This is a genomic window from Streptomyces sp. NBC_00285 (assembly GCF_036174265.1).
Lineage (GTDB): Bacteria > Actinomycetota > Actinomycetes > Streptomycetales > Streptomycetaceae > Streptomyces.
This window is the reverse complement of the sequence record NZ_CP108055.1, coordinates 8,793,450-8,806,404: the sequence shown is the minus strand read 5'-3', so window position 1 is coordinate 8,806,404 and position 12,955 is coordinate 8,793,450. Positions and strand designations below refer to the sequence as shown.

At 70.8% G+C, this 12,955-nt stretch carries 12 protein-coding genes; 7 read left to right on the top strand and 5 right to left on the bottom strand.

Annotated features, from left to right (window positions below; all coding sequences use genetic code 11):
• Window positions 1-47: 47 nt before the first annotated feature.
• Genes OHT57_RS40355 through OHT57_RS40340 form a run of 4 tightly spaced genes read right to left on the bottom strand, consistent with a single transcriptional unit; the run spans window position 48 to window position 3,850 of the window.
• Window positions 48-503, bottom strand: coding sequence for a MaoC family dehydratase (locus tag OHT57_RS40355; RefSeq protein WP_328751801.1), 456 nt, complete (start codon window positions 501-503; stop codon window positions 48-50).
• 14 nt (window positions 504-517) lie between these two features.
• The gene (locus OHT57_RS40350) at window positions 518-2,023 is read right to left on the bottom strand and encodes an acyl-CoA synthetase (protein ID WP_328751800.1); all 1,506 of its coding nucleotides are present in this window, start codon (window positions 2,021-2,023) and stop codon (window positions 518-520) included.
• A gap of 10 nt (window positions 2,024-2,033) precedes the next feature.
• Complete coding sequence (locus OHT57_RS40345; RefSeq protein WP_328753463.1) at window positions 2,034-2,909, bottom strand: amidohydrolase family protein; 876 nt, start codon at window positions 2,907-2,909, stop codon at window positions 2,034-2,036.
• A 23-nt stretch (window positions 2,910-2,932) separates the two neighbouring features.
• Window positions 2,933-3,850, bottom strand: a complete 918-nt coding sequence (locus OHT57_RS40340; RefSeq protein WP_328751799.1) for an SDR family NAD(P)-dependent oxidoreductase — start codon at window positions 3,848-3,850, stop codon at window positions 2,933-2,935.
• A 197-nt stretch (window positions 3,851-4,047) separates the two neighbouring features.
• Here OHT57_RS40340 and OHT57_RS40335 point away from each other — a divergent pair, with 197 nt between their 5' ends.
• The 4 genes from OHT57_RS40335 to OHT57_RS40320 are packed head-to-tail and all read left to right on the top strand — an operon-like array spanning window position 4,048 to window position 7,169.
• Window positions 4,048-4,467, top strand: a complete 420-nt coding sequence (locus OHT57_RS40335; protein ID WP_328751798.1) for a MarR family winged helix-turn-helix transcriptional regulator — start codon at window positions 4,048-4,050, stop codon at window positions 4,465-4,467.
• Window positions 4,464-5,249, top strand: coding sequence for an IclR family transcriptional regulator (locus OHT57_RS40330; RefSeq protein ID WP_328751797.1), 786 nt, complete (start codon window positions 4,464-4,466; stop codon window positions 5,247-5,249). The genes OHT57_RS40335 and OHT57_RS40330 overlap by 4 nt, the downstream gene beginning before the upstream one ends.
• A gap of 58 nt (window positions 5,250-5,307) precedes the next feature.
• Window positions 5,308-6,504 (top strand): sensor histidine kinase, encoded by a 1,197-nt coding sequence (locus tag OHT57_RS40325; protein ID WP_328751796.1) that lies wholly within the window; start codon window positions 5,308-5,310, stop codon window positions 6,502-6,504.
• On the top strand, window positions 6,501-7,169 hold the full coding sequence (locus OHT57_RS40320; protein ID WP_328751794.1) for a response regulator transcription factor: 669 nt from the start codon (window positions 6,501-6,503) through the stop codon (window positions 7,167-7,169). Before OHT57_RS40325 ends, OHT57_RS40320 begins: the two co-directional genes overlap by 4 nt.
• On the opposite strand, the gene OHT57_RS40315 is transcribed toward OHT57_RS40320, so the two are convergent.
• A complete protein-coding gene (locus OHT57_RS40315; protein WP_328751793.1) occupies window positions 7,166-7,579 on the bottom strand; it encodes a VOC family protein in 414 nt (137 codons plus the stop codon). The genes OHT57_RS40320 and OHT57_RS40315 overlap by 4 nt on opposite strands.
• 197 nt (window positions 7,580-7,776) lie before the next feature.
• Between OHT57_RS40315 and OHT57_RS40310 the strand changes: the two genes are divergently transcribed.
• From OHT57_RS40310 to OHT57_RS40300, 3 genes are all read left to right on the top strand, one after another.
• The gene (locus tag OHT57_RS40310) at window positions 7,777-9,987 is read left to right on the top strand and encodes an MMPL family transporter (protein ID WP_328751791.1); all 2,211 of its coding nucleotides are present in this window, start codon (window positions 7,777-7,779) and stop codon (window positions 9,985-9,987) included.
• A gap of 151 nt (window positions 9,988-10,138) precedes the next feature.
• The gene (locus OHT57_RS40305; RefSeq protein ID WP_328751789.1) at window positions 10,139-11,374 is read left to right on the top strand and encodes a L,D-transpeptidase; all 1,236 of its coding nucleotides are present in this window, start codon (window positions 10,139-10,141) and stop codon (window positions 11,372-11,374) included.
• A gap of 171 nt (window positions 11,375-11,545) precedes the next feature.
• Complete coding sequence (locus OHT57_RS40300) at window positions 11,546-12,931, top strand: glycoside hydrolase family 16 protein (RefSeq protein ID WP_328751787.1); 1,386 nt, start codon at window positions 11,546-11,548, stop codon at window positions 12,929-12,931.
• Window positions 12,932-12,955 lie beyond the last annotated feature (24 nt).

Sequence of the window (12,955 nt, the reverse complement as noted above, 5' to 3'; positions counted from 1 at the left end):
CCAGCCACAACGGTCGCGCCGTTCCCCGCTGCCCCGCACGTGACGTCCTAGGCGTAGAACCGGGAAAGGCTCTGCAGCACCGCGGCCGGCTTGGCGCCGCCCTCGATCTCCACCGCGCCGTCGACGGTGATCTGCACACCGCCCGGCACCTCCTCGACGTCGGTCAGCTTGGCGACCAGGCGGATGCGGGAGCCGGCCTTCACCGGGGAGGGGAAACGGACCTTGTTCAGGCCGTAGTTGACCTTCGTGGTGACGCCCTGGACGTCCAGCAGCTCGGTGAAGAGCGGGATGAACAGGGAGAGGGTGAGGTAGCCGTGCGCGATGGGGGCGCCGAAGGGGCCCGCCGCCGCCTTCTCGGGGTCCACGTGGATCCACTGGTGGTCGCCCGTGGCGTCGGCGAAGGTGTTGATGCGCTCCTGGGTGACCTCGATCCACTCGCTGGTGCCGAGGTCGCTGCCCGCGAGCTTCTTCAGTTCGTCGAGGCCGTTGACGGTGACGCTCATGTAGCTGTCCTTACCTAAGAGTTGGAGCCGTAGCGCTTGCGCACCCGGGACTTGAGGAGCTTTCCGGAGGCGGTGCGCGGGAGTTCGTCCGCGACCACCACGGACTTGGGGATCTTGTACTTGGCGAGGCGGCCGGCCAGGGAGGCCAGGACCTCGTCGGGGTCGGGCGTGGTGCCCTCGCGCGGGACGACGACCGCCCGCGGCACCTCGCCCCACTTGTCGTCCGGGACGCCGATGACCGCGCACTCGACGATGTCCGGGTGGGCGAGGAGCAGGTCCTCGATCTCGGCGGGGTAGATGTTCTCGCCGCCGGAGATGATCATGTCCTTGATGCGGTCGACGATGAAGACGTAGCCGTCCTCGTCGACGCGGGCGGCGTCCCCGCTGCGGAACCAGCCGTCCGCGAAGGAGGCGGCGGTTTCCTCGGGCAGTCCCCAGTAGCCGGGCATGACGTGCGGGCCGCGGAGCACGACCTCGCCGGTCTCGCCGACGTCGACGGGGGTCAGGTCGGGGCGTATGACCCGCACATCGCTGAAGAAGTGCGGTACGCCCGCCGACCCCGCCTTGCTGACGGCGTGCTCGGCGTCCAGGAACAGGGTGCCGGGGGACGCCTCCGTCATGCCGTAGCCCTGGAGGAAGGTGAGCCCGCGCTCCTGGTAGGCGGTGATCAGCGGCGTCGAGACCGGGGAGCCGCCGCAGGTCAGGATCCGCAGGGAGGACAGGTCGGCGTCCGGCCAGCGCGGGTGTCGCGCCACCTGCTCGAACATCGTCGGGACCCCGAACATGAAGGTGATCCGGTGCTGTTCGATCAGGTCGAAGGTCGCGTTCGGGTCGAAGGCCTCGACCAGGACGCAGGTGCCGCCCTTCAGCAGTACCGGAAGGGTCAGCATGTTCAGGCCCGCCGTGTGGAACAACGGGGCGGAGACCAGGGCGCGTTCGTCGGCGATGAGGTCGGTGTCGACGAGGACGTTGATCGCGTTCCAGGTGAGGTTGCCGTGGGTGAGCATGGCGCCCTTGGGGCGGCCCGTCGTGCCCGAGGTGTACATGATGATGCAGGTGTCGTCGGGAGCGACCGGTTCGTCGACCGGGTCCACCGCCGACCCGGTGAGCAACTGCTCGTACTCCGGGCCGGCTTCGACGTAGGTACGGACGTCGGTGCTGCCCGGCAGTCCGGCGACGAGCCCCGCGTGCGAGGGACCGTAGACCAGTGCCCTGGCCCCGGAGTCGGAGAGCTGGTAGGCGATCTCCGGCCCGGCGAGGCGGGTGTTGAGGGGGACGAAGACCGCGCCGAGGACACCGGCCGCGAACAGGGTCTCCAGGTAGGAGGGATGGTTGGGGCCGAGGTAGGCGACGCGGTCGCCGCGCCGGATGCCCCGGGCGCGCAGGGCGTGGGCGAGGCGGGTGACGCGGATGTGCAGCTCGGCGTAGGTGACCGTCGTGTCGCCGTGGATCAGGGCGGTGCGGTGCGGGGTCTTGCGGGCCCGGCGTGCGGGCCATGACCCGAGTCCCTCGTTGCGCATCTGGGGCCCCTTACGGCTTCGTCAGCCCGAGCAGCCGGGCGGCGTTCTCCTTGAGGATCTTCGGCTTGACCTCGTCCTTGATCGGCAGCTTCTCGAAGTCGGCGAGCCAGCGGTCGGGGGTGAGGACGGGGAAGTCGGAGCCGAAGAGGACCTTGTCCTTGAGCAGCGTGTTCGCGTACTGCACGAGCTGCGGCGGGAAGTACTTCGGCGACCAGCCGGACAGGTCGATGTGCACGCCCGGCTTGTGCGTGGCGACCGCGAGCGCCTCGTCCTGCCAGGGGAAGGACGGGTGCGCCAGGATGATCTTCAGGTGCGGGAAGTCGGCGGCCACGTCGTCCACGTGCAGCGGGTTCGAGTACTTCAGCCGGATGCCGCCCCCGCCGGGGACGCCGGCGCCGATGCCGGTCTGGCCGGTGTGGAAGAGGGCGATGGTGCCGGTCTCCTCGATGACCTCGTAGAGGGCGTAGGCCACCGAGCGGTCGTTGGGGAAGAAGCCCTGGATGCTGGGATGGAACTTGAAGCCCTTCACCCCGTACTCCTCGACCAGGCGGCGGGCCTGCCGGACGCCCGCCTTGCCGCGGAAGGGGTCGATGGAGGCGAAGGGGATCAGCACGTCGGAGTTGGCGGCCGCGGCCTCGGCGACCTCCTCGTTCGGGACGGGCGCGGTGCCGGTCGCGGACTCGGCGTCCACCGTGAAGATCACGGCGGCCATCTTCCGCTCGCGGTAGTAGGCGGCCGTCTCCTGAAGGGTCGGCTTCCGCTTGCCCTCCACCTTGAAGTAGGCGGAGGAGGCGTCGTGCAGGTCGTCGTCGAGCGAGGAGTGGCCCTTGGAGGACACCTCCGCATGGGTGTGGACGTCGATCGCGACGAGCTCGTCGACGTTCATCGGGGTCTTGGCGGGGGGTTCCATCACGCCTCCGGAAGCTTCGGCGCCGGGATGCCGACCGTCTGGAGTTCGGCGCCGACCGAGGTCGGGAAGGCGTCGGCCAGGGTGCTGGGGGTCCAGCCCCCGTCGGCGTAGGCCGCGCTGATCTCCTGCGGATGGGACCAGAGTGCCACCTTGTCGCCGCCGATGCCGATCGCCTGTCCGGTGACGGAGCGGGCCGCCTCGGAGGCGAGGAAGGGAACGACGGCCGCGCAGTCCTCGGGGGTGCCGAAGCCCTCGCCCTTGCGCAGGAAGTCCGGGAGCGCCTCGCCGTTCTTCATGGCCTCGATGTACGGGGCGAAGGCGGGGATGGTCTCGGTCATCGCGGTGGCCGCCACGGGCACGATCGCGTTGACGGTGATGCCCGCGCGGCCGAGCTCCATGGACCAGGTGCGGGCGAAGGCGGCGATGCCGGCCTTGGCGGCGGAGTAGTTCGTCTGCCCGAAGTTGCCGCGCTGGCCGGCCGGGGAGCCGACCAGGATGAGGGTGCCGCCCTCGCCCTGCTCACGCATGCGGACGGCGGCGGCGCGGGCGCAGGTGAAGGTGCCCTTGAGGTGGGTGGTGATCACCGCGTCGAAGTCGTCGTCGGTCATCTTCCAGAGCACCTTGTCGCGCAGGATGCCGGCGTTGGTGACCAGGATGTCGAGCCGCCCGAACTCCTCCACCGCCCGGTTCACGAGCCGCTCGGCGGCCTCGGTGGTGCCGACCGGGACCACCTCGGCGACGGCCCTTCCGCCCGCCTCGGTGATGGACTTCACGGCCTGCTCGGCGACCGCCTCGTCGACGTCGTTGACGACCACGGAGGCGCCGTGGGCGGCGAGGGCGTGCGCGTAGGCGAGGCCGAGGCCCCGGCCACTGCCGGTGACGACGGCGACCTTGCCGGTGAGATCGATGCTGGGCACGAGCGAGTCCCTTCACGAGCTGATGCTTGAGGTGCGGCTACGAGATCGAAGCTAAGAGCAATAATTGGTGACGTCAATAGTTGTCGTCGACTCACAGGTGCGTCATGCTGGGATCACCACGACGCCCGGAGCACAGGGAGCCCGCCATCACACGCCAGCACGTCACCCCGAAGCCCATCGACTCGGAGGAGCCGTGGATGCGCGGGCTGCACGCGGACACCGGTTACCTGCTGTACCGCCTGGGCCTGCGCTCGGGTCAGCTGTTCAACACCTTCCTCCAGGAGTCGGGGCTGCGCCTGCGCCACTACGCGGTGCTGCGCTACCTCACCGGATCCGACGGCGCCCTCCAGCGGGAGCTGAGCACACGGCTCGGCTACGACCCCAGCGCGATCGTCGGCCTGGTCGACGACCTGGAGAAGCTCGGGATGACCGAGCGCCGCCCCTCTCCCGACGACCGCCGCAGCAAGATCGTCACCCTCACCGAGAACGGCCGGGCCTTCCTGCGCGGCACCGACGAGGCGGGCCGCCGGGTGACCAACGACCTGCTCGCCCCGCTCGACGCCGCCGAACGCGAGACGCTCCAGGCCCTCCTCCTGAGAGTCGCCGACCAGCCATGACCGTGCGTTCCGCGCCGGACCGGCTGCTGTCCGTGCTCGCCGCGTTCGACCACCACCACCCGGCGCTGTCCCTGTCCGACATCAGCCGGCGGGCGGGGCTGACCCTGACGACCACGCACCGGCTGGTGGGCGCGCTGACCGACTGGGGCGCCCTGGAACGGGACGACTCCGGCGTCTACCACGTCGGCCTGAGGCTGTGGGAGGTCGCCGCCCTCGCGCCGCGCGGCGTCGCCCTGCGGCAGCTGGCCCTGCCGTATCTGGAGGACCTGTACGAAGCCACCCACGAGAACGTGCAGTTGGCGGTGCGGGACGGCTCGGACGTCATCTACATCGAGTGGATCGCGGGCCGTTCGTCGGTCGGCGTGCACATCCGGGTCGGGGCCCGCTGGCCGCTGCACGCCACCGGGGTCGGCCTGGTCCTGCTGGCCCACTGCGAGCCGCGGGAGCAGGAGGAGTACTGCGCGGGCCCGCTCGCCGTCTTCACGCCGTACACCCTCACCGAACCGGCGAAGCTGCGCCGGGTCCTGGCCGAGGTCCGGCGCACCGGCGTCGCGGTGAGCAGCCGTCAGGTCACCGACGACGCCCTGTCGGTGGCGGCCCCCGTGCGGGGCCCGGACGGGGCGGTGATCGCCGCGGTGTCGGTCGTCGTGCCCCAGGGCGACGCCCAGGTACCGGCGTTGATCCCGGCGGTACGGCTGGCGGCACTCGGGATATCGCGGGCACTGGGCTGGCAGCCCACGGCCACGCCCCGCTCGGGCGCCGGATATCCCTCGCACCGGTGAGGCCTCCGCCGCGTGGGCGTCGTGATACTGGAACGGCCCCGGCCCCGAGGAGCCGCTCATGTCCGCCGCCCGGTCCTGGTACGCCCCCGTCGTCGCCCGTCTGCGGACGACGAACCCGTACGTCGTCGACAGCGCGCTCGCCGTGCTGGTGCTGTTCGCCGCGTCCCTGCAGTGGATGTTCCCGGACGAGGGGGACGACCCGCTGAGCCTGGTGGGCTGGCTGCTGGGGGCCGCCACCGCGGTCCCCCTGGTGTGGCGGCGCCGCTACCCGTACGCGTGCGCCCTGGCGGTGTCGGCGGCCACCACGGCGATGGCCTACTACCACGCGCCACCGCCCGACGTGCTCTACGGCGGCCTCGTCGTCCTCTACACCATGGCCGCCCGGGGCCTGCCCTGGCAGCGCCGCACGATGCTGGCGAGCTGGCTGCTCGGGGCCGTGGTGACCATGCAGCAAAGGGAGCACTCCGAGCCCTTCGAGTACGCCTTCCACCTCACCGGCATGATCTGCGCCTACGGCCTCGGCGTACTGGCCCGGGTGCAGCGCGCGTACACCGCCGCCGTCGAGGACCGGGCTCGCCGGCTCGAACGGGAGCAGGCCGCGGAGACCGCGAGGGCCATCGCCCAGGAACGGGCCCGGATCGCCCGGGACATGCACGACATCCTGGCGCACGCGGTGAGCCTGATGGTCGTCCAGGCGGAGGCCGGGCCGGTCGTCCTGCGCAGCGATCCGGTGCGGGCCGAGGCGGCGTTCGACGCCATCGCGGCCAGCGGACGGGACGCAATGGACCAACTGCGGCGGATCCTCGGGGTGTTGAAGGAGGAGGAGCGCCGAAGCGGCGCTCACCGGCTGCCCCAGCCGGACCTCGCCGGACTCCCGGCCCTGGTCCGTCAGGTCTCCGGCTCGACGGATCTGCGGGTCGAGTTGAGCGTCCGCGGCCGGCCCCGCCCGCTGCCGCCGGACACCGAGGTCGCCGCCTACCGCGCGGTGCAGGAAGCCCTGACCAACACCGTGAAGCACGCGTACGCTTCCTGCGCACAGGTGGAACTCGACTGGGCGGAGGACGAGTTGACCCTCACGGTGACCGACGACGGCAGGGGCCCCGGGCACTCGGACGGCGGGCACGGGCTGATCGGCCTCAGGGAGCGGGCGGCCGCCTGCGGGGGCAGCGCCGAGACCGGACCCGGTCCGGAAGGGGGCTTCCGGGTCGCCGTACGGCTGCCCGCCGGCGCGGACCGGGAGGCGGCCCTCGGGTGAGCATCCGGGTGGTCGTCGCCGACGACCAGGAACTGGTCCGCAGCGGCTTCAGCATGATCCTGGAGGCGCAGCAGGACATCGAGGTGGTCGCCGAGGCCGGCAACGGCGCCGAGGCGGTCGACGCGGTGCGCCGGCACACCCCCGACGTGCTGCTCCTCGACATCCGGATGCCCGTGATGGACGGCCTGGAGGCGGCCCGGCGGGTGTGCGCGCAGTCAAGCTGCAAGGTGGTCATGCTGACCACGTTCGACCTCGACGAGTACGTGTACGACGCGCTCTACGCGGGCGCGAGCGGCTTCCTCCTCAAGGATGTGCGCCGGGACGACCTCGTGCACGCGGTCCGCGTGGTCGCCGGAGGTGACTCCCTGCTCGCCCCGGCGGTCACCCGCCGCCTGGTCGCGGACATCGTGCGCCGCCGCCGCGAGGAGGCCGTCACCGGGGCCACCCCGGACCGTCTGGACGTCCTGACGGCCCGGGAGGTGGAGACCCTGCGGATGCTGGCGCGGGGCCTGTCCAACGCGGAGATCGCCACGGCCCTCTTCGTGAGCGAGCACACGGTGAAGACCCATGTCAGCAATGTGCTGAGCAAGTTGGGGCTCAGGGACAGGGTGCAGGCGGTGATCTGCGCGTACGAGACGGGGCTGGTGGCCCCGGGCGCCCCCTAGTCCGGCTGGTCCAGTTCCGTGAACAGTGTCAGCTGGAGCGAACCGGGCGCCTCCAGGCGGGAGTTGAGGGAGTTCCAGGGCGTACGCGTCGGCTCGGCGACCACCTGCGCACCGGCCTCGGCCAGCCTGGCTGTCGTGGCTGCCGAGTCGTCCACCTCGAACGCCACCCGGATGTGCCCCGCGACCCGCTTCCCCACCTCGACCTCGTCGATGAACGCCGCATGGTTCGGATCGGTCAGCTCCAGCGTCGCCCGCCCGGCCTCCAGGATGGTGACCCGGCCGTCCGGCGAGGAGAACGCGGCCCGTTCGGGCAACCCCAGGACGTCCCGGTAGAAAGTCAACGCCTCGTCGTAGTCCTCGGCCGTGACCACGAGACGGAGTTCACGGACGGCGGGCGGTACCTCGGACATGCTGCCTCCTTGATGATGTCGCTGAGGTCAACTCCCGGACCGGTACCGAAGATTCCTCCCTCGCAGGAGTGAGGAACCAGCCCTCCTCCCCCGTACGACGGAGCTCCCCGAACCGCTCTCCCCGGCGATCCGGTGATCACGCCCGCGGCACGACTCTGAGGGCGGTATCACACTCCTCGACCCGCCGGGAGGCGACCGTGCTCTCCACACTGTCCCGGGCAGCGACCCGCCGCCCCCTGACCGTCATCGGCCTCTGGTTGGTGTTCCTGCTGCTCGGCTTCGGCCTGGGGACGGGCGTCTTCGCCGACCTCTCCGACGACGTGCCCGACGTGCCCGGCACCGAGTCCGACACGGCCGACGACCATCTCTCCGGCGTGGATCCGACCGGCGAGTCCGTCACCGCGGTCGTCGCGGGCGAGGCCGTCTCCGACGCCGCCCTGCGCGCCCAGGTCGAGCGGACCGTCGCCGAGGTCCGTCAGATCGCCGGGGTGGCCGCCGTACCCGACCCGTACACCACGCCCGGTCTCACCGCCCGCGACGGACAGGCACTGATCGTCCCCGTCACCTTCGAGGGCGGCCTCAGCGACGAGGCCGAGGAGAGGGCGACGGACACGGCCGTCGAGACGATCAAGCGGATCGACGCGCCCGACGTCCATGTCAGCGGCGGCGAACTGCTCGGCCGGCAGCTCGGCGAACGGGCCCAGGAGGACGTGAAGAAAGCCGAGTTGATCTCCCTGCCGGTCGTACTCGCCCTGCTGATCGTCGTGTTCGGCGGACTGCGCGCCGCCGCGCTGCCGCTGGTGATCGCGGTGAGCGGGATCGCGGGGGCGTTCCTGGGGCTGTTCGCCTTCAGCCAGGTCACCGACATCTCGGTGTACGCGATCCAGGTCACCACCATGCTCGGCCTCGGACTCGCCATCGACTACGCCCTGTTGATGCTGGTCCGCTTCCGCGAGGAACGCCGGCGTACAGACGACGTAGTGGAAGCCGTGCACCGCACGGTCGACGCAGCCGGCCGCACCGTCCTGTTCTCCGGGCTCACCGTCGCCGTCAGCCTGACCGGGCTGCTGGTCTTCCCGAGCGTGTTCCTGCGCAGCATGGGACTCGCCGTCGCCGCCGTCGTGGTGGTCGACATGCTGGCCGCGGTCACCCTGCTGCCCGCGCTGCTCACGAGGTTCGGTGGGAGGATCCGGCCCGCCAAGGCGCGCTCCGAGGACGAGGAAGGACGCTTCTTCGCCCGTCTCGCCCGCCTCGCGCAACGCCGCCGTATCGCCGTCCTGGCCACCGTCGTCCCGGCCCTGCTGCTCCTCGCCCTGCCCGTGACGGGTATGCGGATCGCCATCGGGGACGCCCGGCAACTGCCCGCCGACACCGAGGCGCGCCAGTTGTACGACACCGTCGACGCGCACTTCCCGAAAGGCACCGGTGTCTCTCCCGTGGTCGTCGTCCTCAAGCCCGGCACCGACACCGCGACCGCCGACCGCATCCGCGCCCTGGTCCCGCGGTCCGAGACCCGCGAACTGCCGGGCGGCGAAAGCGTCGTGGAGCTGCAGCCGACCGGCAGCGTGGACGGCACAGCGGCCACCGACCTGGTCGAGCGGGTACGGGAGGTGCGCGGCGACGAGCCCGTCGAGGTGACCGGGGTCGCGGCCCGGCTGGTCGACTTCCGCGCGATGCTCGCCGTACGGGCACCCTGGGCGGCCCTGACCGTCCTTACCGGCATCTTCGTGCTCCTGTTCGCGTTCACCGGCTCGGTACTGCTCCCGTTGCGCACGATCGCGACCACGCTGCTCAGCCTGGGCGCCGCGCTGGGTGTGGTGGTGTGGGTCTTCCAGGACGGCCACGGGGCCGGGCTGCTGGGCGGCGAGGGACTGGGCGCGCTCAGCCTGACCGCACCGCCGCTGATCGTCTCGATCGCCTTCGGACTCGCCATGGACTACGAGATCTTCATCCTGGCCCGGATGCGGGAGAGCCGGTCGGCGAACGCCCGTCGTACGCCCGCCGCCTCGGGCCCCTCCTCCGGGGGAGCGCCTGCCGGACGCCGTGGCACAGGCGGGGATCTGCCGACCGGCTCCACGGCGTCCCGACGCACAGGCGACGACCAGGAGGCCGTGGTGACCGGGCTGCGCCGGTCCGGCCGGGTCGTCACCTGCGCCGCCCTGCTCCTCGCCATCGTCTTCGGCGCCTTCATGACCGGCGGCTTCTCGCCCATCCTGCAGATCGGCCTCGGCCTGACCCTGGCCGTGCTGATCGACGCGACGGTCGTACGGATGCTGCTCGTCCCGGCGACCATGGCGCTGCTCGGCCGACACGCCTGGTGGGCGCCGAAGCCGCTGCGCAGGCTGCACGACCGGTTCGGACTGCGGGAGGCGGCGACGCCCCGGCGGACCGTGCCGACGCACACCTGACCGCCGTTCGCGCGTCCGCGGGCGGTTCCGGGCGCCCGCTCCCGGTCTCTTCATCGGAATCTCAGCGGGCAGCCCGTCCATTCAAAGAATCACCCCAGGTAGCAGGCGCAGGATGCACTCGCAACAGGTGGACATCCCAGGAAGGCCTACCGTGGGCGACTCGCACATATCGAACCGGTCCGAGCTGTCGGAGAGGTGGTCCCGGCGCGGGGTCCTCGCCGCACTCGGCGCCGTACCGGCCGCGACCCTGCTGGCGGGGTGCAGCGACGGTTCGGCGGACGCGTCGCCAGGGTCGGGGTCGACCGCGTCCGTGCAGGCGGCGACCAAGAAGGCGGCCGTCTCCGTCACCCCCGCGGACGGCACCAGGAAGGCGGACTTCGCCGCTCCCGTCGAGGTCACGGTGACGGACGGAACCCTCGCCTCGGTGAAGGTGACCGGCAACGACGGCTCGACGCTCGCCGGGTCCTACGACGACACCAGGACGAAGTGGACGTCGTCGGACAACCCGTACTCGGGCACCAAGTACACGGTCGCGGTCACGGCGCAGGGCGGCACCGAGGAGAGGTCCACCTTCACCACGAAGTCCCCCGGCGAGACGTTCGTGGGCTACTTCACCCCCGAGGCGGACTCCACCTCCGGCGTGGGCATGCCCGTGTCGCTCAACTTCTCGCACGCCGTGTCCGACCGGGCCGCCGTCCAGAAGGCGATCACCGTCACCGCGGAGCCCGCGGCCGAGATCGTGGGCCACTGGTTCAGCGACACCCGGCTCGACTTCCGGCCCGAGACCTACTGGGCGGCCGGCACGAAGATCACACTCGGACTGCGGCTCAAGGACGTCCAGGGCGCGGACGGCGTCTATGGCATGCAGTCCAAGGACGTCACCTTCCACATCGGCCGCGCGCAGATCAGCACCGTCGACCTCGGCAGCAAGGAGATGGTCGTCAAGCGGGACGGCGCCACCCTCGCCACCTATCCGGTCAGCGGCGGCAACTCCGACCACACCACGTGGTCCGGGATCATGGTGATCAGCGAGCGGTTCAAACAGACCCGCATGGAGTCCTCGACCGTCGGGCTGGGCGACGAGTACGACATCTCCGACGTCCCGCACGCCCAGCGCCTGACCACCTCCGGCACCTTCGTGCACGGCAACTACTGGGCGTCGACCTCGGTGTTCGGCAGCCAGAACACCAGCCACGGCTGTGTCGGCCTGCATGACGCCAAGGGGGCGGACAACCCGTCCGTGGCCGGCTACAAGTTCTACGACAGTTCCATGCTCGGCGACGTCGTCATCGTGAAGAACTCCGGCGACAGGACCGTGGAGGCGTCGAACGGGCTCAACGGTTGGAACCTGTCATGGGCGGACTGGAAGGCGGGCAGCGCGGTTTAGCGGGTATGCCCGCTTTCAAGGGGTGAACTCACCGGGGCCGTAGGGACTTTCACGACTCAACCTCTTGACGGCTGGAGTGACTGCGAGCACATTGGGCCCACTTTGAGAGCGCTCTCAAAGGCTCTCGAAGTGGCACCCGCGCACATATCTCCGTACCCGAGAGGCACCCCCATGAGTGAATCCTCCGGCATGTCCCGACGGCGACGAGCCCTCGTCGCCGTCCTGTCCACACTCGGTCTCGCCGCCGCGGCCGCAGGCGCCGCCACCCTGCCCGCGAACGCCTCCGCACCCACACCCCCGTCCGGCTGGTCACAGGTCTTCCTCGACGACTTCAACGGCTCCGCGGGCACCGGCGTCTCCACCTCCAACTGGCAGTACGCGACCGGGACCTCGTACCCCGGCGGCCCCGCGAACTGGGGCACCGGCGAGGTCGAGACGATGACCAACAGCACCAGCAACGTCTCCCTCGACGGCAACGGCAACCTGCGCATCACCCCGCTCCGCGACGCGGCCGGCAACTGGACCTCGGGCCGCATCGAGACCAGGCGCACCGACTTCCAGCCCCCGGCCGGCGGCAAACTGCGCGTCGAGGCGCGCATCCAGATGCCCAACGTCACCGGCACCGCCGCCGAGGGCTACTGGCCCGCCTTCTGGGCGCTGGGCGCGCCCTACCGCGGCAACTACCAGAACTGGCCGAGCGTCGGCGAGCTGGACATCATGGAGAACGTCCAGGGCATGAACCGCGTCTGGGCCACCATGCACTGCGGCACCAACCCGGGTGGCGTGTGCAACGAGACGACGGGCCTGGGCAACAACGTCGCCTGTCCCGGCTCTACCTGCCAGTCGGCGTTCCACACCTACACGATGGAGTGGGACCGCTCGGTGAGCCCCGAGACCATCCGCTTCCTCGTGGACGGCACCCAGTACCACTCGGTCAACGCGAGCCAGATGGACGCGACGACCTGGGCCAACGCCACGAACCACGGCTACTTCGTCATCCTCAACGTGGCGATGGGCGGCGCCTTCCCGGACGCGTTCGGCGGTGGTCTGGACTCCGGCACCCAGTCCGGTGTGCCCATGACCGTCGACTACGTCCAGGTCCTGTCGGCCGGTGGGAGCGGTACCACGCCTCCGCCGTCGGGCGGGAGGGACGCCTACGGCACGATCCAGGCGGAGTCCTACAACGGGCAGAGCGGCGTGAGCACCGAGACCACGACGGACACCGGCGGCGGCCAGGACATCGGCTCCCTCGCGAACGGGGACTGGGCGCTCTACCAGAACGTCACCTTCGGTTCCACCGCGGCGACCCAGTTCGTCGCCCGGGTCGCGAGCGGCGCCGGGAACGGTGTCAGCGGTCTGGTCGAGGTGCGTCTGGACAGCCCGACCGCCACGCCCGTCGGCAGCTTCTCCGTCGCCAACACGGGCGGCTGGCAGTCCTGGCGGACGGTCCCGGCGAACATGGGCTCCGTCACCGGGACCCACAACGTCTATCTGACCTTCACCAGCGGCCAGCCGGCCGACTTCGTGAACGTGAACTGGTTCAACTTCGGTCACTGACCCAGCAGTTGGTGTCCGCGTCGA

What these genes read in the sequence shown, in the direction of transcription:
- OHT57_RS40335 (WP_328751798.1), top strand. Translation starts at nt 4,048, where the DNA reads ATGCGCGGGCTGCACGCGGACACCGGTTACCTGCTGTACCGCCTGGGC.
- OHT57_RS40330 (WP_328751797.1), top strand. Translation starts at nt 4,464, where the DNA reads ATGACCGTGCGTTCCGCGCCGGACCGGCTGCTGTCCGTGCTCGCCGCG.
- OHT57_RS40315 (WP_328751793.1), bottom strand. Translation starts at nt 7,579, where the DNA reads ATGTCCGAGGTACCGCCCGCCGTCCGTGAACTCCGTCTCGTGGTCACG.
- OHT57_RS40300 (WP_328751787.1), top strand. Translation starts at nt 11,546, where the DNA reads ATGAGTGAATCCTCCGGCATGTCCCGACGGCGACGAGCCCTCGTCGCC.
- OHT57_RS40350 (WP_328751800.1), bottom strand. Translation starts at nt 2,023, where the DNA reads ATGCGCAACGAGGGACTCGGGTCATGGCCCGCACGCCGGGCCCGCAAG.
- OHT57_RS40345 (WP_328753463.1), bottom strand. Translation starts at nt 2,909, where the DNA reads ATGAACGTCGACGAGCTCGTCGCGATCGACGTCCACACCCATGCGGAG.
- OHT57_RS40355 (WP_328751801.1), bottom strand. Translation starts at nt 503, where the DNA reads ATGAGCGTCACCGTCAACGGCCTCGACGAACTGAAGAAGCTCGCGGGC.
- OHT57_RS40325 (WP_328751796.1), top strand. Translation starts at nt 5,308, where the DNA reads ATGTCCGCCGCCCGGTCCTGGTACGCCCCCGTCGTCGCCCGTCTGCGG.